At 74.1% G+C, this 24,470-nt stretch carries 19 protein-coding genes and 1 pseudogene; 10 read left to right on the top strand and 10 right to left on the bottom strand.

From position 1 onward, the window contains the following. Nucleotides 1-74 precede the first annotated feature (74 nt). Both dxs and ACFVUY_RS18175 read left to right on the top strand, forming a co-directional pair. Entirely contained in the window at nt 75-1,982 is a 1,908-nt protein-coding gene (gene dxs / locus ACFVUY_RS18180; RefSeq protein ID WP_387730940.1) for a 1-deoxy-D-xylulose-5-phosphate synthase, read from the top strand. Between the two features lie 149 nt (nt 1,983-2,131). Next, nucleotides 2,132-3,658 carry an ArnT family glycosyltransferase gene (locus tag ACFVUY_RS18175; RefSeq protein WP_387730937.1) on the top strand — a complete coding sequence of 509 codons (1,527 nt, stop codon included), beginning with the start codon at nt 2,132-2,134 and terminating at the stop codon, nt 3,656-3,658. Between the two features lie 188 nt (nt 3,659-3,846). On the opposite strand, the gene ACFVUY_RS18170 is transcribed toward ACFVUY_RS18175, so the two are convergent. The 5 genes from ACFVUY_RS18170 to ACFVUY_RS18150 all read right to left on the bottom strand — a co-directional run bounded on the left by ACFVUY_RS18170 (nt 3,847) and on the right by ACFVUY_RS18150 (nt 10,834). Continuing rightward, on the bottom strand, nt 3,847-5,994 hold the full coding sequence (locus ACFVUY_RS18170; RefSeq protein WP_387685567.1) for a 3-hydroxyacyl-CoA dehydrogenase NAD-binding domain-containing protein: 2,148 nt from the start codon (nt 5,992-5,994) through the stop codon (nt 3,847-3,849). 2 nt (nt 5,995-5,996) lie between these two features. Then, nucleotides 5,997-7,241 (bottom strand): thiolase family protein, encoded by a 1,245-nt coding sequence (locus ACFVUY_RS18165; protein WP_387685569.1) that lies wholly within the window; start codon nt 7,239-7,241, stop codon nt 5,997-5,999. 273 nt (nt 7,242-7,514) lie between these two features. Beyond that, the gene (locus ACFVUY_RS18160; protein ID WP_387685571.1) at nt 7,515-8,759 is read right to left on the bottom strand and encodes an HRDC domain-containing protein; all 1,245 of its coding nucleotides are present in this window, start codon (nt 8,757-8,759) and stop codon (nt 7,515-7,517) included. A gap of 375 nt (nt 8,760-9,134) precedes the next feature. Beyond that, a complete protein-coding gene (locus ACFVUY_RS18155; RefSeq protein ID WP_049651279.1) occupies nt 9,135-9,851 on the bottom strand; it encodes a response regulator transcription factor in 717 nt (238 codons plus the stop codon). A gap of 320 nt (nt 9,852-10,171) precedes the next feature. Continuing rightward, nucleotides 10,172-10,834 (bottom strand): DUF3000 domain-containing protein, encoded by a 663-nt coding sequence (locus ACFVUY_RS18150; RefSeq protein ID WP_387685574.1) that lies wholly within the window; start codon nt 10,832-10,834, stop codon nt 10,172-10,174. Between the two features lie 236 nt (nt 10,835-11,070). Here ACFVUY_RS18150 and hemE point away from each other — a divergent pair, with 236 nt between their 5' ends. After that, nucleotides 11,071-12,084: a uroporphyrinogen decarboxylase gene (gene hemE / locus ACFVUY_RS18145; protein WP_387731104.1), complete on the top strand. Its 1,014-nt coding sequence runs from the start codon at nt 11,071-11,073 to the stop codon at nt 12,082-12,084. Nucleotides 12,085-12,120: 36 nt separating this feature from the next. Here hemE and ACFVUY_RS18140 read toward each other — a convergent pair whose 3' ends face one another. Continuing rightward, on the bottom strand, nt 12,121-12,561 hold the full coding sequence (locus tag ACFVUY_RS18140; protein WP_387730934.1) for a DUF523 domain-containing protein: 441 nt from the start codon (nt 12,559-12,561) through the stop codon (nt 12,121-12,123). Nucleotides 12,562-12,795: 234 nt separating this feature from the next. Between ACFVUY_RS18140 and hemG the strand changes: the two genes are divergently transcribed. Both hemG and hemQ read left to right on the top strand, forming a co-directional pair. Further along, nucleotides 12,796-14,226, top strand: a complete 1,431-nt coding sequence (gene hemG / locus ACFVUY_RS18135) for a protoporphyrinogen oxidase (protein ID WP_387730932.1) — start codon at nt 12,796-12,798, stop codon at nt 14,224-14,226. After that, a complete protein-coding gene (gene hemQ, locus ACFVUY_RS18130) occupies nt 14,223-14,942 on the top strand; it encodes a hydrogen peroxide-dependent heme synthase (RefSeq protein WP_387730929.1) in 720 nt (239 codons plus the stop codon). Before hemG ends, hemQ begins: the two co-directional genes overlap by 4 nt. Nucleotides 14,943-15,002: 60 nt before the next feature. On the opposite strand, the gene ACFVUY_RS18125 is transcribed toward hemQ, so the two are convergent. The 4 genes and pseudogenes from ACFVUY_RS18125 to ACFVUY_RS18110 form a co-directional block, all read right to left on the bottom strand. Then, complete coding sequence (locus ACFVUY_RS18125; protein WP_387730927.1) at nt 15,003-15,617, bottom strand: hypothetical protein; 615 nt, start codon at nt 15,615-15,617, stop codon at nt 15,003-15,005. Nucleotides 15,618-15,661: 44 nt separating this feature from the next. Continuing rightward, entirely contained in the window at nt 15,662-16,444 is a 783-nt protein-coding gene (locus ACFVUY_RS18120) for a TIGR04222 domain-containing membrane protein (protein WP_359914368.1), read from the bottom strand. Between the two features lie 92 nt (nt 16,445-16,536). Beyond that, on the bottom strand, nt 16,537-17,631 hold the full coding sequence (locus tag ACFVUY_RS18115; RefSeq protein ID WP_387730924.1) for a TIGR04222 domain-containing membrane protein: 1,095 nt from the start codon (nt 17,629-17,631) through the stop codon (nt 16,537-16,539). Between the two features lie 74 nt (nt 17,632-17,705). Further along, nucleotides 17,706-19,051 (bottom strand): annotated as a pseudogene (locus ACFVUY_RS18110) (DUF692 domain-containing protein). A 390-nt stretch (nt 19,052-19,441) separates the two neighbouring features. On the opposite strand from ACFVUY_RS18110, the gene ACFVUY_RS18105 reads away from it, so the two are divergent. The 5 genes from ACFVUY_RS18105 to ACFVUY_RS18085 all read left to right on the top strand — a co-directional run bounded on the left by ACFVUY_RS18105 (nt 19,442) and on the right by ACFVUY_RS18085 (nt 24,425). After that, nucleotides 19,442-20,401, top strand: coding sequence for a GNAT family N-acetyltransferase (locus ACFVUY_RS18105; RefSeq protein ID WP_387730922.1), 960 nt, complete (start codon nt 19,442-19,444; stop codon nt 20,399-20,401). A gap of 235 nt (nt 20,402-20,636) precedes the next feature. Continuing rightward, entirely contained in the window at nt 20,637-21,647 is a 1,011-nt protein-coding gene (locus ACFVUY_RS18100) for an MBL fold metallo-hydrolase (protein WP_387730919.1), read from the top strand. Nucleotides 21,648-21,733: 86 nt separating this feature from the next. Then, complete coding sequence (locus ACFVUY_RS18095; protein WP_387730917.1) at nt 21,734-23,647, top strand: ATP-binding protein; 1,914 nt, start codon at nt 21,734-21,736, stop codon at nt 23,645-23,647. Beyond that, on the top strand, nt 23,644-24,075 hold the full coding sequence (locus ACFVUY_RS18090; RefSeq protein ID WP_387685596.1) for a roadblock/LC7 domain-containing protein: 432 nt from the start codon (nt 23,644-23,646) through the stop codon (nt 24,073-24,075). The genes ACFVUY_RS18095 and ACFVUY_RS18090 overlap by 4 nt, the downstream gene beginning before the upstream one ends. Continuing rightward, nucleotides 24,072-24,425, top strand: a complete 354-nt coding sequence (locus ACFVUY_RS18085; RefSeq protein ID WP_359914392.1) for a DUF742 domain-containing protein — start codon at nt 24,072-24,074, stop codon at nt 24,423-24,425. Before ACFVUY_RS18090 ends, ACFVUY_RS18085 begins: the two co-directional genes overlap by 4 nt. Nucleotides 24,426-24,470 lie beyond the last annotated feature (45 nt).

Raw genomic sequence — 24,470 nt, 5'->3', positions numbered from 1 at the left:
GGCGTGGCACCGGACCGGGCAGCGACGCCCGTCGGACTTTCCGTGGTCCGCGAACACTGAACGAGGAGGAACGGGTGGCCCTGCTGACCCGCATTCGGGGACCGCGCGATCTCGACCGGCTCACGCCCGGACAGCTGGCCGCACTGGCCCAGGAGATCCGGACCTTCCTGGTGACCGAGGTCTCCAAGACGGGTGGCCACCTCGGGCCCAACCTCGGCGTGGTGGAGCTGACCATCGCGCTGCACCGGGTCTTCGACTCGCCGCGCGACCGCATCCTCTTCGACACCGGCCACCAGAGCTACGTCCACAAGCTGCTCACCGGCCGCCAGGACTTCTCCCGGCTGCGGATGAAGGGCGGCCTGTCCGGCTACCCGTCCCGCGCCGAGTCCGAGCACGACGTGATCGAGAACTCGCACGCCTCCACCGTCCTCTCCTACGCCGACGGTCTGGCCAAGGCCAACCAGATCCTGGGCAAGAACGACCCGGTCGTCGCCGTCATCGGTGACGGCGCGCTCACCGGCGGCATGGCCTGGGAGGCGCTGAACAACATCGCCGACGCCGAGGACCGCCCGCTCGTCATCGTCGTCAACGACAACGAGCGCTCGTACTCGCCGACCATCGGCGGCCTGGCCAACCACCTCGCCACCCTGCGCACCACCCAGGGCTACGAGCGGTTCCTGTCCTGGGGCAAGGACGCGCTCCAGCGCACCCCGGTGGTCGGCCAGCAGCTGTTCGAGACGCTGCACGGCGCCAAGAAGGGCCTCAAGGACTTCATCGCCCCGCAGGGCATGTTCGAGGACCTCGGCCTCAAGTACATCGGCCCGATCGACGGCCACGACATGACCGCCCTGGAGTCCGCGCTGACCAAGGCGCGCGGCTTCGGCGGCCCGGTGATCGTGCACTGCCTCACCGAGAAGGGCCGCGGCTACCACGCCGCCGAGAACAACGACGAGGACCGCTTCCACGCGGTCGGCAAGATCCACCCGGAGACCGGCCTGCCGATCCAGAGCGGCGGCGGGCGGAGCTGGACCTCGGTCTTCGCCGAGGAGATGGTCGCGCTCGGCCACGAGCGCGAGGACATCGTCGGCATCACCGCCGCCATGCTCCACCCGGTGGGCCTGGCCCCGTTCGCCGAGGCCTTCCCGGACCGGATCTTCGACGTCGGCATCGCCGAGCAGCACGCCGTCACCAGCGCGGCCGGCCTGGCCACCAACGGCCTGCACCCGGTGTTCGCGGTCTACGCGACCTTCCTCAACCGGGCCTTCGACCAGGTGCTGATGGACGTCGCCCTGCACAGGCTGGGCGTCACCTTCGTCCTGGACCGGGCCGGCGTCACCGGTGACGACGGGGCCTCGCACAACGGCATGTGGGACATGTCGATGCTGCAGCTCATCCCGTCCCTGCGGCTGGCCGCCCCGCGCGACGCCGAGCAGGTCCGCGCCCAGCTGCGCGAGGCCGTCGAGGTCAAGGACGCCCCGACCGTGGTCCGCTACTCCAAGGGCACGGTCGGCCCGGCCGTCCCCGCGGTCGGCCGGATCGGCGGCATGGACGTGCTGCGCGCCGCCGAGGAGCCCTCCGGCGCTCACCGCGCCGACGTGCTGATCGTCTCGGTCGGTGCGATGGCCCCCACCAGCCTGGAGGTCGCCGACCTGCTGGCCGCCCAGGGCATCACCGCCACCGTGGTGGACCCGCGCTGGGTCAAGCCGGTGGACCGGGCCCTGCCGGGCCTGGCGGCCGAGCACCGGGTGGTCGTCACCATCGAGGACAACGGCCGGGTGGGCGGCGTCGGCGCGGCCGTGGCGCAGGCGCTGCGGGACGCGGACGTGGACCTGCCGGTGCGCGACTTCGGCATCCCGCAGGAGTTCCTGGACCACGCCAGCCGCGCCGAGATCCTGGCCGAGATCGGCCTGAACGCCCCGGACATCGCCCGAAAGGTGACGGCGCTGGTCGCCAAGCTGGACGCGGCGCCGGTCGAGGCCTGACCGGAGGCCGTCCGGGCGGAGCGGTCCCCGCTCCGTTGACGACCATTTGTCGTAACTCCGTAACAGTTCGTCACGGAACAAGCTGACAATCGCACTGAAAGGCGGGACCGGCGCCATCGGCGCCGATCCCGCCCGGTAGGTTGTCATCCGTGCCGACCCCCACCCGCCTCCGCCTCACCGGACTGGCCGAGCGCCTGCCCGAGCGCGTCCGTACCCGTCTGCTGACCGGGTACTGGACCAGGCTGGTGCCGGTGCTCGCGCTGGTCGCGCTGGTCACCCACATCCCCTCCTTCGCCCGGCCCGTCTGGAGCCCGGACGAGGGCTTCCTGGCGACCCAGGCCCGGATGCTGGCGGACGGCGGCGTGCTGTACGACACCGTGGTGGACCGCAAGCCCCCGCTGCTGCCCTGGCTCTACCAGGCCTGCTTCGCGGTCTTCGGCTCCGCCTCGCTCTGGCCGCTGCGCACCCTGGCGGTGGTGGCCCACCTGGTCACGGCGATCCTGCTGGCCTCGATCGCCCGCGGCCGCTGGGGCAACCGGGCCGGGGCCGGGGCCGGACTGCTCTACCTGCTGGTCTCCATCGGGCTCTCCCCGGAGGACACCCAGGCGGCGACCTTCGAGGTCTTCATGCTGCCCGCCATGGTGGCCGCCTTCCGGTACGCCGAACGGCGCCGCTGGCTGGCCGCGGGCATCGCGGTCGCCCTGTGCTCACTGACCAAGCAGACCGGCGGCGCGGTGCTGCTGCCGGTGCTCTGGATGCTCTTCCAGGACACCCGCCGGCGCGGGGTGCGCTGGCCGCCCGCGCTGTTCAAGATCGGGTTCGGCTTCACCCTGCCGATAGCGCTGGTCGCGGTGATCCTCACCAAGCCCAAGGGCTTCCTCTTCTGGGTGGTCACCGGCAGCGGCGACTACGCCTCCTTCGGCGGCGCCTGGCTCCAGATGCTCGGCCGGGCCCTCGGCAACTCGGCCATCCTGGTCGGGGCCGGCCTGGGGTTCCTGCTCCCGGTCGGGCGCAGGCTCTGGCTCAAGTACCGCCACCGCCCGCTGCCGGTGGCCGGCGAGGAGCACGGCTCGACCACCGACCTGTGGGTCTGGCTGCTCTCCTCGGTGGTCGCGGTCAGCGTGGGCTTCCACTTCTTCGGCCACTACTACCTCCAGCTGATGCCGCCGCTGGTGCTGCTGGGCACCGGGGCGGTCGCCACCTCGGCGATCCGCTGGAAGCCCGTCCTGGCGTACACCACGGTCGCCGCCACGGTGTTCTGGAGCCTGGCACTGGCCTGGCCGGGGGAGCGGCTCAACCGCACCACCGAGGTCGCCACCGCCGTCGCCGCCCAGACCACCCCCAAGGACACCGTGCTGGTCTGGGGCATGCACCCCGAGCTGTACTGGCTGGCCGACCGCAAGCCCGCCACCCGCTACCTGACCGCGGGCTTCCTCACCAACTACAGCGGCGGCAAGGACGGCAACCAGAACGTCGGCGAGCAGTTCAGCGTCGCCAACGCCTGGCAGACCTTCGACAAGGAGCTGGCCAACGGCCTGCCCGAGGTCGTGGTCGACGACTCCGGCATCGCCCCGTACCAGCCGGTCATGGTCCCCCGGATCGAGAACCTGCTGGACACCCACTACGAGATGGTCGGCGTCTTCGCCGACACCGTGGTCTACCGCCTCAAGCACTGAGACGCCCGCGTCCGGGCGGCCGGGCGGCAGCGCCGTCCACACCCGCTCCAGCGGCGACGCCGTGCACAGCCCCGTCTCGGCGGCAACCCCGTACACAGCGTGCCCCGGCGGCAACCCCGTACACACCGAGGAGCCCCGGTGACCAGCTGGTCACCGGGGCTCCTCCGTGTTCCGGGTACGGGCCGCGCCTAGGCGGGTACCGAGGCCACGCCGGGGGCGAGGAAGGTCTTGCCGTTCACCCGCTCCGAGACGCCCTCACGGTCCAGGTACGGGGTGATCCCGCCCAGGTGGAAGGGCCAGCCGGCACCGGTGATCATGCAGAGGTCGATGTCCTGCGCCTCGGCGACGACACCCTCCTCCAGCATCAGGCCGATCTCCTGCGCCACGGCGTCCAGGGCGCGGGCGCGGACCTGCTCCTCGGTGAGCACCGAGTCGCCGAAGGAGAGCAGCTCCAGCACCTCGGGGTCGAGGACCTGCTGCCCGTCCGTCCAGGTGTAGAAGCCGCGCTTGCCGGCCTTGACCACCTTGGCGAGGTTCTCCGAGACGGTGAACCGCTCCGGGAAGGCGCCGTGCAGGGTCTCCGAGACGTGCAGGGCGATGGCCGGGCCGACCAGCTCCAGCAGCACGATCGGGGACATCGGCAGGCCGAGCGGCTCGACGGCCTTCTCGACGTCGGCGATCGGGGTGCCCTCGTCGATGATGCCCTGGATCTCGCCCATGAAGCGGGTCAGGATCCGGTTCACCACGAACGCCGGGGCGTCCTTGCAGAGCACCGAGGTCTTCTTCAGCTTCTTCGACACGGCGAAGGCGGTGGCCAGCGCGGCGTCGTCGGTGCTGTCGCCGCGGACGATCTCCAGCAGCGGCAGGATCGCGACCGGGTTGAAGAAGTGGAAGCCGACGACCCGCTCGGGGTGCTTCAGCTTCGAGGCCATCTCGGTGACCGACAGCGAGGAGGTGTTGGTCGCCAGCACGCAGGTCGGCGAGACCACGTTCTCCAGGTCCGCGAAGACGGCCTGCTTGACGCCCATCTCCTCGAACACGGCCTCGATGACGAAGTCCGCGTCGCCGAAGGCGGCGGCCTTGTCCAGCGAGCCGGAGACCAGGCCCTTGAGGCGGTTGGCCTTGTCCTGGCTGATCCGGCCCTTGCCGAGCAGCTTGTCGATCTCGGCGTGGACGTAGCCGACGCCCTTGTCGACACGCGCCTGGTCGATGTCGGTGAGGACCACCGGCACCTCCAGACGGCGGGCGAACAGCAGCGCCAGCTGCGAGGCCATCAGACCGGCGCCGACGACGCCGACCTTGGTGACCGGGCGGGCCAGCGACTTGTCCGGCGCGCCGACCGGGCGCTTGGCCCGGCGCTGCACCAGGTTGAAGGCGTAGATGCCGCTGCGCAGCTCGCCGCTCATGATGAGGTCGGCCAGGGCCGTGTCCTCGGCGTCGAAGCCGGCCTGCAGGCTCGCCTTGTCGGCGAGGTCGAAGTCCTTGGCGGCGGCGATGATGTCCAGCGCCCGGTACGCGGCCGGAGCGGCGCCGTGCACCTTGGCGTCGGCGACCATGCGGCCCCAGAGGACGGCGTCGTCCCAGGCCTTGCCGCGGTCGATCGCCTCGCGCTCGACGACGACGTCGCCCTTGAGGACCTTGGCGGCCCAGAGCAGCGACTGCTCCAGGAAGTCGGCCGGCTCGAAGATCGCGTCGGCGATCCCCAGCTCGAACACGTCCTTGCCCTTGAGCTGCTTGTTCTGGTTCATCGAGTTCTCGATGATGACCTTGACGGCGTTACCGGCACCCACCAGGTTCGGCAGGATGGTGCAGCCGCCCCAGCCGGGGACGAGGCCGAGGAAGACCTCGGGCAGCGAGAAGGCCGGGACGCCCGCCGACACCGTGCGGTAGTCGCAGTGCAGGCCGACCTCGACGCCGCCGCCCATCGCCGCGCCGTTGTAGAAGGCGAAGGTGGGGACGGGCAGCGAGGCGATCCGCTTGAAGACGTCGTGGCCGCCCTTGCCGATGGCCAGCGCGTCCGCGTGCTCCGTGAGCAGCTCGACGCCCTTGAGGTCGGCGCCGACCGCGAAGATGAACGGCTTGCCGGTGATCGCGGCACCGACGATCGCGCCCTCGGCGGCCTCGGCCTCGACCTGGTCCAGCGCCTCGTTCAGCTTGAGCAGCGAGCCCGGGCCGAAGGTGGTCGGCTTGGTGTGGTCGAAGCCGTTGTCCAGGGTGATCAGGGCCAGCCGGCCTGCCTGCAGCGGCAGGTCGAGGTGGCGGACGTGCGCGGTCGTGACGACCTCGCCCGGGAAGAGCTCGGCGCCGCGGGTCAGCAGCTCAGTGGTGTTGGCCATGGTCACTTACCACCCTCGACCTGAGACGACGTTTCCGCTCCGCTCCAATGCGGGTTCTCCCAGATGATCGTGCCGCCCATGCCGAAGCCGATGCACATCGTGGTGAGGCCGTAGCGGACCTCCGGGCGCTGCTCGAAGCGGCGGGCCAGCTGGTTCATCAGGCGCACGCCGGAGGAGGCCAGCGGGTGGCCGAAGGCGATCGCGCCGCCGTACGGGTTGACCCGCTCGTCGTCGTCCGCGATGCCGAAGTGGTCCAGGAAGGCCAGGACCTGGACGGCGAAGGCCTCGTTGACCTCGAAGGCCTGGATGTCGTCGATGGTCAGACCGGCCTTGGCCAGCGCCTTCTCGGTGGCCGGCACCGGGCCGACACCCATGACCTCGGGCTCGACGCCCGCGAAGGCGAACGAGACCAGGCGCATCTTCACCGGGAGGCCGAGCTCCTCGGCGACGTCCTCGGCGGCCAGCAGCGAGGCGGTGGCACCGTCGTTCAGACCGGCCGAGTTGCCCGCGGTGATGTTGCCGTGCGGGCGGAACGGGGTCTTGAGGCCCGCCAGGTTCTCCATCGTGGTGCCCGGGCGCATCGGCTCGTCCACGGTGGCCAGGCCCCAGCCGGTCTCGCCGACCTCGGGGTTGGTGTTACGGATCGTGATCGGCACCAGGTCGGGCTGGATGTCGCCGTTGGCGTACGCCTTGGCGGCCTTCTCCTGCGAGCGCACGGCGTAGGCGTCGCAGCGCTCCTTGGTCAGGTGCGGGAACCGGTCGTGCAGGTTCTCCGCGGTCATGCCCATGAACAGGGCGGACTCGTCGACCAGCTTCTCGGAGACGAAGCGCGGGTTCGGGTCGACGCCCTCGCCCATGGGGTGGCGGCCCATGTGCTCGACGCCGCCGGCCACGACCACGTCGTACGCGCCGAAGGCGATGCCGCCCGCGGTGGCGGTCACGGCGGTCAGCGCGCCGGCGCACATGCGGTCGATCGAGTAGCCCGGCACGGACTTCGGCAGGCCGGCCAGCAGGGCTGCGGTGCGCCCGATGGTCAGACCCTGGTCGCCGATCTGCGTGGTGGCCGCGACGGCGACCTCGTCGATGCGCTCGACGGGCAGGTTCGGGTTACGGCGCACGAGCTCCCGGATGCACTTGACGACCAGGTCGTCGGCGCGGGTCTCGTGGTAGATGCCCTTCGGGCCGGCCTTGCCGAACGGGGTGCGGACGCCATCGACGAAGACGACGTCCCTCGCGGTACGAGGCACGGGGGCTCTCCTCCCAGGGACCAACATTTAGGTGGGCGGGCTGCCGCCGTCGAAGACCCGAGCGGCGCCGCATCACGGCCATGCTACCCGCCGGTAACCAACCTGCCCAGGCCCCTCGGAGGGATCTGACCATGTGTCTCCCGACACGTTCCCCGGCCGTCCGACCAGGAGCGCCGTTCCCGGGTACGGCGAAGGGGATGTCGCCCGTACGGACGACATCCCCTTCCCGTGTTGCCGGATCGGCCCGGACCGCGACCGGCCCGCGCGCCGTGATCAGTCCTGGGCGACGACCGCCGCGGCGAAGGCGGCGGCCACCGCCGGCGCCACCAGGTCCACCTGCCACTGCCGGGCGCCGAGCCCGCGCAGCGCGGCGGCCACGCCCTCCGGGCCCGGGTCGGCCGGCGGCTGCCAGGAGACCCGCCGGACCAGGTCCGGGGTGATCAGGTTCTCGGCCGGCAGGTGGTGGCGCTCGGCCAGCTCGCCGATCGCGCTGCGCGCGCCGGAGAGCCGGGCGGCGGCCACCGGGTCCTTCTCGGCCCAGGCCCGCGGCGGCGGCGGTCCCTCGTGCGGCGCGGTGGCCGGCGGCAGCTGGTTCTCCGGGATCTCCCGGCCGCGCTGCACGGCCGCCAGCCACTGCTCCAGCTGGCGCCGGTGCACCCGGGGGCCGAAGCCCTGGACGGCCTGCAGGGAGGCGATGTTCAGCGGCATGGCCAGTGCGGCGTTGACGATCGCCGCGTCCGCGAGCACCCGGCCGGGGGAGACGTCGCGGTCCTGCGCCATCCGGTCGCGGGCGAGCCACATCTCGCGCACCACGGCCAGCTGACGGCGGCGGCGGACCTTGTGCAGCTGCGAGGTGCGGCGCCACGGGTCGGTGCGCGGGGCCGGGCGGGGCGCGGCGGCGATCGAGGCGAACTCCTCCATCGCCCAGCCGAGCTTGCCCTGGGCGTCCAGCTCCCGTTCGAGTGCGTCGCGCAGCTCGACCAGCACCTCGACGTCCAGAGCGGCGTAGCGCAGCCACGGCTCGGGCAGCGGGCGGGTGGACCAGTCGACCGCGGAGTGCTCCTTGGCGAGGCTCAGCCCGAGCACGTTCTCGGTCATCGGCCCGAGGCCGACCCGGGCGAAGCCGGCGATCCGCCCGGCCAGCTCGGTGTCGAACAGGCGCCGGGGTCTCATGCCGACCTCGGCGAGGCAGGGCAGGTCCTGGCTGGCCGCGTGGACCACCCATTCGGCGTCCTCGACGGCCCGGCCGAGCGCGCTGAGGTCCGGGCAGGCGATCGGGTCGATCAGGGCGGAGCCGGAACCCTCGCGGCGCAGCTGGATGAGGTAGGCGCGCTGCCCGTAGCGGTAGCCGGAGGCCCGTTCGGCATCGACGGCCACCGGTCCGGTGCCCCCCGCGAAGGCGGCGACGACGGCGGCCAGCGCCCGGTCGTCCGCCACCACGGATGGGATCCCGTCCTTCGGTTCGAGGAGCGGGACCGGGGCTGCTTCTTCTGGGATGGCTGCTACGGCGTCGGTCACCCCCCAAGGGTACGACGGTCCTCGCGGCCGGGAGTGTTGTCGGACTGGTCAGACTGTTGATCGCCGAGGGATCGCGGGGCGGGCCGCACCGGACCGCGCGGGGGTCGTACGGGGCTTCATGGGGGGCGCCGTGGGGGTGACACGGGGGGCGGTGCGAAGACCCGGCCGCCCGGCCGTCCCCGGGCGGGCTGCGCGCACCGGGAGGCCGGGGGCCGCACGGCGGGGGGGCGGGGGGGCCCGGGCTGCCAGGGCCGCCGCCCGCACGCGGGGGGCCCCCCGCCGCGGGGGTGGCCGGGGGGGCGGCGGGGGGCCGCCCGGCGGCGCCCGCGTTGTAACGTTCCTCCTCGGCCGCCGCAGCGGTCCGGAGCGCCCGGCTCAGTGGATGATGCCGGTGCGCAGCGCGACCGCGACCATGCCGGCGCGGTCGCCGGTGCCCAGCTTGCGGGCGATCCGGGCGAGGTGGCTCTTGACGGTGAGCGCCGACAGGCCCATCGCCACGCCGATCGCCTTGTTGGACTGTCCCTCGGCGACCAGTCGCAGCACCTCGACCTCGCGGCCGGAAAGCTCGCGGTAGGCGGCCTGCTGCGCGCCCGGCGCACCAGGTGCTCCGGGGGCGCCCGGCGCACCGGCCGCGCCCGGCATGCCCGGCATCCCGGGGCGGCGCATCCGGCCGGCCAGCCCGGCGGCGCCGAGCGGCATCCCGGGGCGGCCCGGCATCGCGACGTTCGTCCGGGTACCGGTCACCACGTATCCCTTGACACCGCCGGCCAGTGCGCTGCGGACCGCGCCGATGTCGTCGGCGGCGGACAGTGCCAGGCCGTTGGGCCAGCCCGCGGCGCGGGTCTCGGCGAGGATGGTCAGCCCGGAGCCGTCCGGGAGGTGCACGTCGGCGACGCAGATGTCGCGGGGAGTGGAGACCCGGGGGCGGGCCTCGGCGATGGAGGACACCTCGATCACGTCGCGGACGCCGAGTGCCCACAGGTGGCGGGTGACGGTGTTTCGGACACGGGGATCGGCGATGACCACCATGGCGGTGGGCTTGGTCGGCCGGTAGGCGACCACGTTTGCGGGGTGCTCAAGAAGGACCGACACCAGGCCTCCTGCGGGGAGTGGCGGACGGAACCCCGATGGGGGCGGTCGGAGTGTTCCGCGTTCGGAAAGGGTCACAGTCTGCTTCGGCAGCAACCGTGCCCGGCTTTAGCGAAAGATCACGATCTAGTGAGTAACAATACGGACAAATCGCGCAAATGATTGATGCGACATGCCCGGTATTCGCACAAAATCGATCAGATTCGGTGTCGATCGGTCGGTGTCGACCGGTGAATTGACGAAGAGCGGATCCGAAGTCACACTCCGTCAGCCCTGGGGGTGGCGTCCGGCCCCCGGGCGCCGTCGGGCCCGCACACCACCCGTCAGTGCGACCGGGGGCGTCGCCGGGCCGGCATCGGGACCACTCCACCGAGTGAAGGAACCTCGGCGGGCCCCTGCGGGGCCGGGGCGGCCGGCGGCAGGCCGGCGCTGACGCACAGCAGGTCCGCCCAGGCCGCCAGGTGCCGCTCGAAGCGGCCGTCGGCCGGGGTCCAGGAGGCCCGGATCTCGATCTCGGTCGAGGACGGGCGGTCCGCCAGGCCGCCGAAGTACTGGGAGGAGGCCAGGCTCACCGTGCCGGACGGCTCCGCGTACCCGGCGCCGTGCGCCTGCAGCGTGTCCAGCAGCCAGGACCAGCCCACCTCGGAGACCATCGGGTCGCCCGCCATCTCCGGCTCCAGCTCGGCCCGGGTCATCGTGACCACCCGGAACTCCCCGTTCCAGGCCTCCTGCCCGGCCGGGTCGTACAGCAGCACCAGCCGGCCGTCCGCCAGCTCCTCGCCGTCGACCTCGACCGAGGCGGTCACCGCGAACGAGTACGGGGCGAGCCGGCGCGGCGCCGGCGAGGGGGAGAGCTGCACCTCGGGCCGCAGCCGGGCCCCGTCCAGGGCCGCCACGGCCGCCCGGAACTCGCTCGGCACCCCCTCGTGCCCCGCTCCGCCACCTGCTCCGCCACCCTGTGCGGGGTGCCCTCCGACCGCTGCCATGCCCCGAAGACTAGGTCGAAGAACGGGGTTATCGCCGCAACTTCTCTCCCAGCGGCGTGCCGGAACGGCAAACCCGGACAGATCTTGGAGGAACCGACGAGACCGGCCGGGAAACCGGGCCCGGCACGCATGCGAAGATTTGACGCGTGAGCGAGACAACGGCAGACACCACGGCGCCCACCCACGGCGGCCAGACCACCCCCCGGCGTCGCGGCGCCGCGCACGACTCCGCGTTCCTGCGCGCCTGCCGGCACGAGCCCGTGCCGCACACGCCGGTGTGGTTCATGCGCCAGGCCGGCCGCTCGCTGCCCGAGTACCTGAAGGTCCGCGAGGGCATCCCCATGCTGGAGTCCTGCATGCGGCCCGAGCTGGTCAAGGAGATCACCCTCCAGCCGGTGCGCCGGCACAAGGTGGACGCGGCGATCTTCTTCAGCGACATCGTGGTGCCGCTCAAGGCCGTCGGCATCGATGTCGACATCAAGCCCGGCATCGGCCCCGTCATCGCCGACCCGATCCGCACCGTCGAGGACCTGAAGCGGCTGCGCCCGCTGGAGCCGGACGACGTCCCCTACATCACCGAGGCCGTCGGCCTGCTGGTGGACGAGCTCGGCGAGACCCCGCTGATCGGCTTCGCCGGGGCGCCGTACACGCTGGCCAGCTACCTGATCGAGGGCGGGCCGTCCAAGAACCACGAGAACACCAAGGCCATGATGTACGGGCAGCCCGAGCTGTGGGCCGCCCTGGTGGACCGGCTCGCGGACATCACCTCGGCCTTCCTCAAGGTCCAGATCGAGGCCGGCGCCTCGGCCGTCCAGCTGTTCGACTCCTGGGTCGGCGCGCTCGCGCCGGACGACTACCGCCGCTCGGTGATGCCGTCCAGCACCAAGGTCTTCGACGCCGTCGCCGAGTACGGCGTGCCCCGGATCCACTTCGGCGTCGGCACCGGCGAACTGCTCGGCCTGATGGGCCAGGCCGGCGCGGACATCGTCGGCGTCGACTGGCGGGTGCCGCTGAACGTCGCCACCGAGCGGGTCGGCCCGGGCAAGGGCCTGCAGGGCAACCTCGACCCGGCGGTGCTGTACGCGCCCACCGCGGTGGTGGAGACCAAGGCCGCCGAGGTGCTGCGGGCCGCCGAGGCGATCGGCACCAGCGGCCACATCTTCAACCTCGGCCACGGCGTGCTGCCGTCCATGGACCCGGACGCGCTCAGCCGCCTCGTCGCCTTCGTCCACGAGGCCAGCGCGCGCTGACCTCCCGGTGGCGGGCCCCTGCCGCTCCGGGGCCCGCTACCCGGCCGTGACCTCGATCCCGGCCCGGCGCAGCAGCGCCGCCGTCACCCCGTCGCCGGGGCGCAGCTCCCCGGTGAACGACCCGTCGTACACCTGCCCGCAGCCGCAGGACGGGCTGCGCGCCATCAGCACCGCCCGCCGGGCCCCCGCCTCCTCGGCGGCGGCGAGCGCCGTCCGGGCGCCGGCCAGGAACTCCGCGGTGCAGTCCGCCCCGGTCGCGTCCACCACCCGGGCCCGCCCGTCCAGCACGTCCGCGCCGTCCCCGCCCACGATCTCCGCCGGCGGCCGCGGCGTCGGCAGCCCGCCCGCCCCCTCCGGGCACACCACCACGGCCCGCCCCCGCTCGACCAGCCGCACGGCGTCGTCGGAGGTCTTCGCCCGCCCGTCGTACCGACAGGGGATCCCGGCCAGACACGCACTCACCATGATCGGTTCCATTGCACACACCCTAAGGGGCGGCTCTCCAACCCCCTGAGCTCGCTACCTTGGGCCATGTCATGAAGACCAATGCTCCATCGATCAGTTCGGAACCGCCCCGAGCCGGACCTTCTTGTCGTCAGGGCCGACACTTCCGCGGCAGACTGGAACGCCCGGTGCCGTTCCCGATCGCGATCGACCTCGGGCGTGCAGGGGATTGAGGGTCCGGCGTAAAGACCTGCGAGACTGCGGAGCATGTCGGAAGCACAGGTCGTCGTCGTCGGTGGTGGGATCGCGGGGCTGGCCGCGGCCGCTTTCCTGAGCGGTGCCGCCGGGGGGCCCGCGCGGGCGCGGGTCACGCTGCTGGAGGCGTCCGGGCGGGTCGGCGGGAAGCTGTGGGGCGGAGAGGTCGGCGGGGTCCGGGTGGACCTCGGGGCCGAGTCGGTGCTGGCCCGGCGGCCGGAGGCGGTGGACCTGGCGCGGGCGGTCGGGCTCGGCGAAAAGCTGGAGCCGCCGACCACCGCCAAGGCCGCGATCTGGACCCGCGGCGCGCTGCGGCCGCTGCCCGGCGGGCAGGTGATGGGCGTCCCCGGTGACCTGGAGGCGCTGGCCGCCTCCGGCGTGCTGACCGACGAGGGGCTGGAGCGGGCCCGGAACGAGCGGCCCGGCGAGATCGGCGAGGACGTCGCGATCGGCCGCTACGTCGCCGACCGGCTGGGCCAGGAGGTCGTGGACCGGCTGGTCGAGCCGCTGCTCGGCGGCGTGTACGCCGGCCGCGCCGAGGAGATCTCGCTGCGCGCCGCCGTCCCGCAGCTGCTGTCGATCGCGCGCGGCGGCGGCTCGCTGGTCGAGGGGGTGCACGAGCTGGCCTCCCGGCCGAAGGTGGTCGGCACCCCGGTGTTCCAGGGCCTGCGCGGTGGCCTCGGCACCCTGCCCGGCGCGGTCGCCGCGGCCTGCGTGAAGGCGGGGGTGGACCTGCGCACCGATGCCCCGGTGGACGAGCTGCGCCGCACCCCCGACGGCTGGCGGGTGGTGACCGGCGGCGAGGTGCTGCACGCGGACGCCGTGGTGCTGGCCGTCCCGGCCCCCGTGGCGGCCCGGCTGCTGCGCGAGGACGCCCCGGCGGCCGCCACCGACCTGGACGCCGTCGAGTACGCGGGCATGGCCCTGGTGACCCTGGCCTTCCGCCGCGCCGACCTGGCCGAGCCGCCCGGCGGCAGCGGCTTCCTGGTGCCGCCGGTGGACGGGCGGCGGATCAAGGCCTCGACCTTCTCCTCCAACAAGTGGGGCTGGCTGGAGCGTTCCGCGCCGGACGCGTTCCTGCTGCGCACCTCGCTGGGCCGGTACCGCGAGGAGGAGGCGCTGGGGCTGCCGGACGAGGAGCTGGTGGCGCGCTCGCTGGCGGACCTGGAGGAGGCGATCGGGCTGACCGCCCGGCCGTACGACACCTTCGTCTCCCGCTTCACGGCCGGTCTGCCGCAGTACCCGGTGGGGCACCTGGACCGGGTGGCCCGGGTGCGGGCCCAGGTGGCGCGGGTGGGCGCGCTGGCGCTGTGCGGCGCCGCGTACGACGGGGTGGGCATTCCGGCGTGCATCGGTTCGGCGGCCGCCGCGGCGGCCGCCGTCGACAGACTGTTGACCCCGGCGACCGGGGAAGGCTCCACGGAGAGGACAATGGGCGCATGACTGAGAGCGTTGAGCGGGAGCAGCAGCCCGAGAAGAAGAAGGCGCGCGACCTGAACCAGGTCATCCGCTACACGATGTGGTCGGTGTTCAAGCTCAAGGGCGCCCTGCCCGAGGACCGCACCGCGCTGGCCGCCGAGGTGGACGAGCTGTTCGCCCAGCTGGACGCCAAGGACGTGACCGTGCGCGGCACGTACGACGTCTCCGGTCTGCGCGCGGACGCCGACATCCTGGTCTGGTGGCACGCCGCCGACTCGGACGACCTCCAGGAGGCGTACAACCGCTTCCGCCGCACCGGCCTCGGCCGGCTGCTGGAGCCGGTCTGGTCGAACATGGCGCTGCACCGCCCGGCCGAGTTCAACAAGTCGCACATCCCGGCCTTCCTGGCCGACGAGCGCCCGCGCGACTACGTCTGCGTGTACCCGTTCGTCCGCTCCTACGAGTGGTACCTGCTGCCGGACGCCGAGCGGCGCGCGATGCTCGCCGAGCACGGCCAGATGGCGCGCGGCTACCCGGACGTGCGGGCCAACACGGTGGCCTCGTTCGCGCTCGGCGACTACGAGTGGCTGCTCGCCTTCGAGGCGGACGAGCTGCACCGGATCGTCGACCTGATGCGCGATCTGCGCCCCTCCCGGGCCCGGCTGCACGTCCGCGAGGAGGTGCCGTTCTTCACCGGTCGGCGCAAGCCGGTCAGCGAGCTGCTGAACGGCCTGGTCTGACGGTTCCGCTGTTCCTCCCGGAGGCCGGTTCCCCCGACGGGGAGCCGGCCTCCGGCGTCGCTACGGGCGCGGCCCGGCGAACTCGCGCAGCACGGAGGTGTAGTGGTCGCCGAGGTCGACCCGGGTGACGTCCTCGAAACGGAACTTCGTCGGCTCCGGGTGCCAGCGCGCCTCGGGGTCGACCTCGTGCAGCCGCAGCGAGGCGGGGCGCAGCGCGGTGACCGTACCGACCCAGCAGGCGCCGGGGTCGCGGCGCTCGGTGTGCAGGGCGATCAGACCGTACTCGGCGCAGGCGGCGGTGAGCAGGCCGGGCAGGTCGTCCAGCGGCAGGTCGGCGCCGGGCGGGCGGACCGGCCACAGGCCGCGGCGGCGCAGCACCCGTACGGTCAGGCTCTCGGGGCCGCCCCGGTCGCGGACCTTGTGCAGGTCGGCGGTGCGGACGGCGCTCCAGCCGTCGAGGCGGTGGTCGGTGCAGGTGGCGAGCAGGGTCCAGACCGGGCCGGTGCCGAGGACGAAGCCCTCCAGCCGGTCCGCGCCGGGGACGGAGCGGCGCAGCCGGACCGGGCGGCCCTCGGAGCGGGCGCGCTCCAGCGTCGCGAGGCCCTTCCGGCCGAGGGCCGGCGAGTCCGGGGCGCGGTCGGCGGGGTCCTGCTCGGCGGGGTCGGGTGCGTCCATGGGTGGGAGTCTGCCCTGGTCGCAGCGGTCGGCGCAGCCGGTTTTCAGGTCCGGTGCGGGCGCAGGGCGGCGCGGAGCCGGGCGTCGGGCAGGACGGCCGGGCCGTTCATGGCGACGGCGGTGAGCAGTTCGCGCTCCTCGTCGTCGGCCAGGCCGCGCTGGCGGGTCGGGCGGACCTCGCGCAGCACCTCCTGGCCGACCGGGGAGGCCCAGCGGGTGTACGGGTAGACGTCCACCCGGGCCATCAGCAGGGTGCCCGAGGTGAGCGCCACCGGCAGGGAGAACCAGGCGAGCGGGGCGAGGGTGTCACCCCCGGTGAAGCCGCCGAGGGCCAGCGAGGCGGCCAGCAGGACCAGTGTCAGCAGCAGCGCGTGCCGGACCTGCCGGACCACCACCACGGTGTTGCGCTGCACCAGGGCGGGGGTGGCCAGGCCCGCCAGGGTGAGCCGGGCGCCGATCTCCAGCACGGTGGGGTGCTCGGCCATCGCCCGGCGCAGCTCGTCGGTCCGGCACTGGACCTCGGGGCCGACGGTGGCGATGACCGCCCGCTCCAGGCGGCTGCGGCCCCTGGGGTCGACCACGGTGGTCCAGCCGGTGTGCGCCAGGTGCAGCCGCCCGCGGCCGGTCATCAGGACGAGGGCGAGTTCGACCACCCGGTCCGGGCCGCCGGCCAGGTAGGCGGTCTCGTACAGGCCGATGCCGACGGCTTCGGGGGGCCGCAGGCCGGCCTGGTCGGCCAGGGCGTCGGCGGTGGCGGTCATCCGGACCAGTCGGAGGCAGGACAGGACCGCCGCGACACAGGCCGGTATGAGGAACAGCAACCACATGGGCTTGTTGTATGCCTGCGTCGACGGCGGGCGGAACGTCTTCCCGGTCCGCGATACCGAACTGTGACGTCCGGCGGCGCGCCCGGCGGATCTCAGGAGCCGCCGCAGCCGCCGCCACAGCTCGACCCGCAGCTGGAGGAGGACGAGGATCCGCAGCTGGAGGAGGACCCGCAGCTCGACGAAGAGGATCCGCAGCTCGACGAGGAGGAGCCGCAGCTGGACGAGCCGCAGCCGGAGCCCGAGGAGCCGGAGTCGGAGGACCCGCACCAGGAGGCGGAGCCGCCGTCGGAGCCCGAGGAACCGGAGGAGCACGAGGACGCCGACGACGCCGACGACGAGGACGACGAGGACGACGAGGACGACGAGGAGGCGTTCGCGGCGACCGCCTGCCGTACGGCCTCCTCCTCGGCCGACGCGGTCAGCATCGCGGCCTCCAGCTCCGGGTTGTCCAGCCCGGCGGCGGCCAGGCCGCCGAGCGCGAGCGCGCCCAGCAGCGCGCCGCCGGCCAGCCGGGGCGGCATCCCGGCGTTGGGCTTCCACGGGGTGCCCTGCATCAGCGAGAGCTGGCGCTGCCCGGCCGGGGTGATCCGGCCCTTGACCGGCGCGGTGGCGAGCAGCGCGGTGAGGCCCCCGAACAGCAGGAGGCCCGGGACCCAGAGGTTCGGGCGGTCGTGGCCGGCGGCGCCGTCGTCGAGCAGCAGGGAGGCCACCGCGGAGGCCACCACGAGCAGCAGCGCGAGCCAGAGCAGCCGACGGGCGGTGCGGGCCCGCCGCAGCCGCTCGGGGCGGCGCAGCAGGCCGCGGTCGGCGAGCCGGTCACCGATCTCCTGGACGGCGGCGGAGCGCATCACGGTGTGGCGCAGCGAGCCGAGTTGACGGCTGCCGGTCGGACCGACCGCGTCCTGGACCGCCTTGTCGACGGCGTCGTACGGCTTGGATCCGGTGAGTGTGACCAGACCGGAGCGGCTGATCACGACCTGCTCGCTCATGTGCATCCGGACCACGGCGGTGTCGAACACCCGCCCCGGCCCGCCGGACAGGAACGCGGTGTCGAGCAGCGGCAGACCGCGGCCGGGCAGGCCCTTGGCGTAGCGCACCCGGCCGATGTGCTGCCGGGTCCGGGCGGCGTACAGGGCGGCGGCCGCCAGCAGGACGGCCGGGACGATGAAGTAGCTGTTGTGCCACATGGGCTGTTCCCCCGAGATGGTGACAGTGCGTCAGGATCAGGTGCCGCCGGGTTCGCCGGCGGCCCGGCCGCCGGCTAGCGGCGCGGGGCCGGGCGCAGGGCCCGGCGCAGGCGCGCGAGCGGGCCCGGCGGCCGTACGGGTGCCGGGTGGAGCCACTGCTCCAGGGCCCGGCGGTGGTCGTCGGCGAGCGGGCCGCCTTCGGTGAGCGCCCACTGCGCGAAGGTCCGGGCGTCGGCCCGGTAGCCGCCGGTCTGCGGGTGGGAGCGGGCGTAGCCGAGGAAGAGCGGCCCGTACTGCGCCCCGAGCGCCCGGGGCAGGTCCGGGGCGACCTTGGCGGTGGTGTCCCGCCGCTTGGCGGCCAGGCCGGTGGACTGGGCGCGGACCTGCCGCTCGTCGAAGCCGGGCGGGACGGGCCCGCCGGCCACCAGGGCGGCCAGCAGCTCCTCCTGGCGCCGGGCCAGGCGCCGCCGGGCGGCGGCGAGGTCCTGCTCCGTGAGGTCCTGCTCGGCGGGACCGCGCTCGGCGGGACTCTTTTCGGCGGGGCCCTGCGCGGCGGGGTCGTGGTCGGTGGCGGGACGCGGGCCGGTGTTCTCCCGCGCCGTCCTCGTCAGGTCGCTCATCGCCGGGTGCTCCCCTCCAGCACCCGGCGGATGGCGTCCAGTTCACCGGCCAGCTCGCTGGGCGGCGGGAAGTTGGCGTCCCGCTCCAGCAGCACCCCGGGCGGGGCGACCCGCGCGCAGAGTTCGGCCAGCACCTCCAGCACCGGTTCGGTGACGGGGTGGGCGTGGGTGTCGTGCCAGACGCCGTCGACCAGGGTGCCGCCCGCGACGTGGACGTAGGCGAGCGCCTCCAGTGGCAGGCGGTCGAGCTCGGCGGCCGGGTCGATGCCGAGGTTGACCCGGTTGGTGTGCAGGTTGGCGACGTCGATCAGCAGCCGGACGCCGGTGCGCTCGACGAGCTCGGCGAGGAACTGGCCCTCGGTGAACTCGTCGTCCGGCCAGGCGAGCTGGGCGGCGATGTTCTCCAGGGCGAGCGGCACCGGCAGGTGGTCCTGGGCGATCCGGACGTTCTCGGCGATCACCCGCAGCGAGTCCCGGGTGCGGGGGACGGGCAGCAGGTGGCCGGCCTCCAGGCCGCCGGCCCGGACGAACGCCAGGTGCTCGCTGACCAGTGGGGAGTCGAGTGCCAGCGCGGCCTCGGCGAGCCGGTCGAGGCGGCCGGGGTCGGGCAGGTCGGCGCCGCCGAGGCCGAGGCCGACGCCGTGCGGGACGACGGTGACGCCGCGTCCGCGCAGCACGGTCAGGGACTCGGGCAGGTGGTCGGCGCAGATGTTCTCGGCGACCACCTCGACCCAGTCCAGGCCGGGCCGGCTCTCGACCACGGTGTCGATCTCGCTGCGCCAGCCGAGGCCGACGCCCAGACGGGGCGCGGCCTCCCGGGGCGCGGCTTCTCGGCGCGCGGTTCCCAGAGGTGCGGTTCCCAGGGGTGCGGCTCCTCGGCTCGCGGTGGCGGAGGCAGGCAGTTCCAGGGCAGGGGAAGTCATCGGTTCGCCCCCTTCGGAGGGCCGGGTGGGAGGGCCGTCGAGCGGTGCGGGCGTCGTCGCCGGAACCGCGCGGCCGTGCTGCTGAGAATGTCCCCGGGCGGGGCGGCTGCCAAGCCTCGCCCGGTCTTCTCAGAGCATTATTTGAGCATGTCGTACCGGTCGTGAGGGACTTTGGTCCCGAGCCCGGACCGTCCGCGCAGGTGGGGCGCCCTTCCGGCGGGAAAACCGGAGGCGCCGGACGGGCCGGCGGGGCTAGCGTGGGAATCCATGACTTCTTCGAATTCCTCCTCCGTGACGATCCGTGACTTCCGCCCCGAGGACGCCGTGGCCGTGGCCGCGGCCCACCGGGCCGGGCGCGAACACCTGGTGCTCTCCGCCGAGACGCTGGTCTGGTTGAACGCCCAGCCCAGCCCCGAGGAGCACTTCCGCACCTTCGTCGCCGAGCTGGACGGCCGGGTGGTCGGCGCGGTGCGCTGCGGGGTGGTGCTCGGCACGACGACCACGGGTGTCGGCCACGCCAACGGCAGCGTGCTGCCGGAGTACCGGCGGCGCGGCGCGGCCACCGCCCTGCTGGCCGCGGCCGAGCGGCACCTGACCGGGCACGGCGTGACGGAGCTGCACACCTGGCTGGACGACGAGCCCGCCCCGCAGGCCTTCGCCACCGCCCGGGGCTACCGGATCGGGCGCACCATGCAGTTCGCCGGACGGGACCTCGCGCTGCCGCTGCCGCCCGCCCCCGTACGGCCGGCCGGTGTCGAGCTGCGCCCGGCCGCCGACTGGGCGGACGACCCGTACCCGGTGTTCCTGGTCGAGGCGGACGCCATCCTGGACGAGCCCGGCAGCGAGGTGCCGATGGACGCCCTCACGTACGAGGACTGGCTGCGCAACGACTGGGCCAGGCCGGACCGGGACGCGGCGCTGAGCGTCGTCGCCGTGGTGGACGGCCGGCCGGCCGCGTTCAGCATGGTGCAGACCGACGGCGTGGACCGCTACTGGTCCGCGTTCACCGCCTGCCGCCGGGAGTTCCGCGGCCGGGGGCTGAGCAAACTGGCCAAGCTGGAGTCGCTGCGGCTCGCCGCGGCGGCCGGCTACCGGCACGCGTACACCAGCAACGACACGACCAACGGGCCGATGCTGGCGATCAACGCCTGGCTCGGCTACGAGCGCTGTGCGGGGGAGCGCAAGGGGATCAAGCAGCTGGAGCGGTCGGCGGAGCAGGGGATCTGACGCTCCCCCCCCGGAACCGGATCCCGGACCGAATCCCGGGCCGGACCCCGGCCCGGCACGGACCATCCCCGGCCCGGCGCGGACCCAACCGGGGCCCGGGCCGGGCCACTTCGGCCAGATGTGGTCCAGACCACGTGGGACGAATCGGGACAGCTCGGGTTCCTTCGGGCGCGAAGTGGCTTGAACTGTAATGGTTTTGCTCCACTCCTGTCACGACATGGGCATAATCGCGCACATGACGATCAGCCGTGCGAACGTGAGCGCGATTGCCGAGGACCTGTACGTGTGGCTCCCGCCGAAGCGGGGCTGGGGCCTGGCCAACTGCGGGCTGCTGGCCTCGGAGACCACCGCGCTCTGGATCGACACGCCGTACGACCCCTCGATGGCCGGGGAGTTCCTCGCCGCGAGCCGGCGGCTGCTGCCGGACGGCGTCGGGATCGACCGGGTGGTCGTCACCCACGCCAACGGGGACCACCTGTGGGGCGCCGGGGTGCTGCCGGACGCCGAAGTGATCGCCACCCGCGAGGCGCTGGAGCACATCCACTGGGAGCCCACCCCGCAGCAGCAGCACGCGCTGGTCGTCAACAGCGACCCGCAGTCGCCGCTCGGCGGCTACCTGAGGGAGCACTTCGGGCAGTTCGACTGGTCCGGCACCGCGCCGGTGCGCCCCGACACCGTCTTCACCGGCGAACTGGAGCTGACCGTCGGCCGCTACCCGGTGCGGATCACCAGCCTGCCCGCCGCCCACACGGGCGGGGACCTCATGGTCCACCTCCCGCACCAGCGCGCGGTCTTCACCGGCGACGTGATCTTCTCCTCGACGCCCGAGCAGCCCGGCGACCACCCCTCGCACTGGGCCGGACCGCTGGAGAACGTCATCGGCGCCTGCGAGCAGGCCCTCGCCACCGGCGCGGAGATCTTCGTGCCCGGCCACGGCCCGGTGCTGGACCGCGACGGAGTCCGGGAGCACATCGGCTACCTCGCCTACGTCCGCGAGCGCGCCCACGCCCTGCACGCCGCAGGCATACCCGCGCTGGACGCCGCCCGGCGGGTGATCGCCGAACAGCGCCACCCCGAACTCGGCCTGCCCGAGCGACTGGTGCTCACCCTCGCGGCCGAGTACCGGCACCTGGACGGCTCCGCGGCCCCCGGCGCCCTGGAGGCCATGGGCCAGGTCGCCCTGGTGGCCCGGGAACTGGCCGAGGACGCCGCCCGCTCCCCGCGCCCCCGCGCCGCCGGGAACTGACCCCGCCCGCGCTCCCGGAACGCGCCCCTCCCGGCAGGTCCGGCCGCACCACCCGGTCCCACCCGCAAGCACCCCCGAGGACTTCGATGACGCAGATCGCGCTGATCGTCCTGGCGCTGGTCGCCGCCGTGGCCGCGGCCGTGCTCGCCCGCGGCCGGGCCGGGGCCGTCGCCCGGGCGACGGCCGCCGAGACCGCGCTCGGCCGGAGCGAGGAGCGTACCCGGGCCGCCGAGGGCAGGCTCGCCCGCGCCGAGCAGCAGCAGCGCGAGGCGCAGGAGGCCGCCCGGCGCTCCGCCGAGGAGGCCCAGCTGGCGCAGGAGCGCACCCGCGCCGCCGAGGACAGCGTCCGCGAGGCTCAGGAAGCGGCCCGGCACGCGCAGGACACCGTCCGGGACGCCCTGCAGCAGGGCGCAGCCGCGACCGACCGGGCCGAGCGGGCCGAGAGCGCGCTCGCGGCCGCCGAGGCGCGGGCGACCGCGCTGCTCGCCGAGATCGGCCACCTCGCCCAGGAGCGGATCGCCGCCACCGCCGTACGGCTCACCCACGGCAACGCCCCGCTGGTCGGCCCACTGGACCCGCAGGCCGTCGGCCCCGAGGCGGTCCGGGCGCTGCAGGCCGTCCTGGACGCCGCGCACGCCGCCCTCGCCGACGAGCGCGAGCGGGTGGACGCCGCCGCCCGCGCCGCCATGCGCGGCGCCACCTCCCGGATCCAGACCCTGCTGTACCAGATCCAGAGCCTGGTCCAGCAGCTCCAGCACGAGCACGACGACCCGCGGCTGCTGGAGGTCGACTTCCGTAACGAGGTCGCGCTGCGCCGGATCCAGACCATCGCGGTGCTCTGCGAGGCCTGGCCGGGCCTGGCCCGCACCGACTCGCCGCTCGCCGAGGTGGTCGTCGGCGCGCTCTCCCGGGTGCCCGGCTACGCCCGGATCAAGGTCGCCAACCACCTGCGCGAGCAGCGCCTCGCCGTGGTCGCCCGGGCCGCCGAGCCGATCGCCGTCACCATCGCCGAGTTGCTCGCCAACGCCACCGCCTACTCCCACCCGGAGACCGATGTCCCGGTCACCGTCCAGCAGGGCGGCCGCGGCGCGCTGGTGATCATCGACGACAGCGGCATCGGCATGGACGAGGACCAGCTGCGCCGCGCCCGTCGGCTGCTGGCCGGCCCGCCCGACATGCTGCTCACCGAGCTCGGCAACCCGCCCAAGACCGGCTTCGCGGTGATCGGCAAGCTGGCCCGCCAGTACGGCTTCTCCTGTCACGTCGAGCCCTCGCCGTACGGCGGCATGCGGACCATCCTGCGCATCCCGGCCGCGCTGGTGACCGTCGTGGACGACGAGCAGCCGCTGTCGGTGCTCACCCCGCTGCCGCTGCGGGCCGGCGCCGGGCCGGCCCAGGCGCCCACCGTCGCGGCCGTCCCGCCGATGCGCGACGCGGACGAGCAGGACGGCCCGCAGCTCGCCGACCGCCACAACCAGCCGGGCCCGCACCCGGCCCCGGCCATCCGGGTGGTGCCCGATCCGGTCGCGGACGACCGGACGGATGGCCGGACGGATGGCCAGGCAGACGGCCGGACGGACGGCGCGACGGCAAGGGGCGATGAGCCGGCCGGTGCGCCCGCGGCGGACGCACCCGTGGCCGACGACGGCACCGGCCTGCCCACCCGGCGGCGCCGCCGTCCGCTGGCCGCCGAGCAGCCGCCCGGCGCGAGGCCCGTCCCCGTTCGCGCCCCGGCGTCCGACCGCACCCCGGCGTCCGACCGTGCCCCGGCGTCCGCCCGCACCCCCGAGCAGGCCGCCGCCCACTGGCAGGCGCTGCAGCAGGGCACCGACTCCGGCCGGGCCGCCGTGGCCCGGGCCGCCCGCGAGGAGACCGGCGCCGCCGGTACCCCCGCCGCCCCCGGCGGCACCACCCCCGGCCACGACCCCGGCGACACCACCGCCGGCCACGACCCCGGTGACCAGAACACCGGTCAGACCTTAGAAGGAGCCGAGCAGTGAGCAGCACGCCCAGCCCGACCACCACCGACGAGATCTCGTGGGTGCTGACCCCGTTGCTGGAGCTGCCGGGGGTGCTGCACGCGGTCATCGCCACCGGGGACGGCCTGGTCGAGGGCGCCTCGGGCGGCCTGGAGCGCGCCTCGGCCGAGCGGGTCGCCGCGATGACCGCCACCGTGCACGCCGCCGCCCGGGCCTTCACCGCCGCGTTCACCGACGCCGAGCGCCCCAGGCTGGCCCAGACCGTGGTGGAGTCCGACCTCGGCTACGCCATCGTGGTGCCCGCCGGGGAGAACACCTCGCTCGCCGTGTTCACCTCGCCGGACGCCCAACTCGGCAACGTGGCCTACCAGATGCAGCTGCAGGTCGCCGCCCTCGGTCGCGCGCTCGCGAGCCCGACCCGGCGGCAGGACGACGACGGCCGGTCATGACCGCCGCCCCCCGCAGGCGGATGGTGCCCGCCTACCTGGCCACCGGCGGCCGCAGCCGCCCCGGCACCAAGGGCTTCGAGCGGCTGACCGTGCTGTTCGCCGACCGCGCCGACCCGCCGGCCGCGCTCGAACCCGAACACCGCCGGCTCTGGGAACTGCTGCGCCCCGGCGCACTGACCGTGGTGGAGGCCGCCGCGCACCTGCGCCTGCCGGTCAGTGCCACTGTCTTCCTCGCGGCCGATCTGGTCGAGTCGGGCTGCCTGCACGCCCGCGCACCGATCCCGCGCGCCCAGCAGACCGACCGCTCCATCGTCGAGAGGCTCCTCGTTGGACTCCGTGCGCTCCGGTGACCCGGCCGCCCGGCCGGACCCGGAAGACCAGAGCCGGGTGGGCTA

This window comes from Kitasatospora sp. NPDC058063, assembly GCF_042885395.1.
Lineage (GTDB): Bacteria > Actinomycetota > Actinomycetes > Streptomycetales > Streptomycetaceae > Kitasatospora > Kitasatospora lactacystinica.
The sequence above is the reverse complement of the archived record's forward strand: the minus strand, read 5'-3'. Positions and strand labels throughout refer to the sequence as shown.

Bases quoted from the DNA above. Each gene is read 5' to 3' on its own strand.
- ACFVUY_RS18150 (WP_387685574.1), bottom strand. From the start codon at position 10,834: ATGGCAGCGGTCGGAGGGCACCCCGCACAGGGTGGCGGAGCAGGTGGC.
- ACFVUY_RS18100 (WP_387730919.1), top strand. From the start codon at position 20,637: ATGACGATCAGCCGTGCGAACGTGAGCGCGATTGCCGAGGACCTGTAC.
- ACFVUY_RS18105 (WP_387730922.1), top strand. From the start codon at position 19,442: ATGACTTCTTCGAATTCCTCCTCCGTGACGATCCGTGACTTCCGCCCC.
- ACFVUY_RS18125 (WP_387730927.1), bottom strand. From the start codon at position 15,617: ATGGACGCACCCGACCCCGCCGAGCAGGACCCCGCCGACCGCGCCCCG.
- ACFVUY_RS18120 (WP_359914368.1), bottom strand. From the start codon at position 16,444: ATGTGGTTGCTGTTCCTCATACCGGCCTGTGTCGCGGCGGTCCTGTCC.
- hemG (WP_387730932.1), top strand. From the start codon at position 12,796: ATGTCGGAAGCACAGGTCGTCGTCGTCGGTGGTGGGATCGCGGGGCTG.
- ACFVUY_RS18140 (WP_387730934.1), bottom strand. From the start codon at position 12,561: ATGGAACCGATCATGGTGAGTGCGTGTCTGGCCGGGATCCCCTGTCGG.
- ACFVUY_RS18095 (WP_387730917.1), top strand. From the start codon at position 21,734: ATGACGCAGATCGCGCTGATCGTCCTGGCGCTGGTCGCCGCCGTGGCC.
- ACFVUY_RS18170 (WP_387685567.1), bottom strand. From the start codon at position 5,994: ATGGCCAACACCACTGAGCTGCTGACCCGCGGCGCCGAGCTCTTCCCG.
- ACFVUY_RS18115 (WP_387730924.1), bottom strand. From the start codon at position 17,631: ATGTGGCACAACAGCTACTTCATCGTCCCGGCCGTCCTGCTGGCGGCC.
- ACFVUY_RS18085 (WP_359914392.1), top strand. From the start codon at position 24,072: ATGACCGCCGCCCCCCGCAGGCGGATGGTGCCCGCCTACCTGGCCACC.
- hemQ (WP_387730929.1), top strand. From the start codon at position 14,223: ATGACTGAGAGCGTTGAGCGGGAGCAGCAGCCCGAGAAGAAGAAGGCG.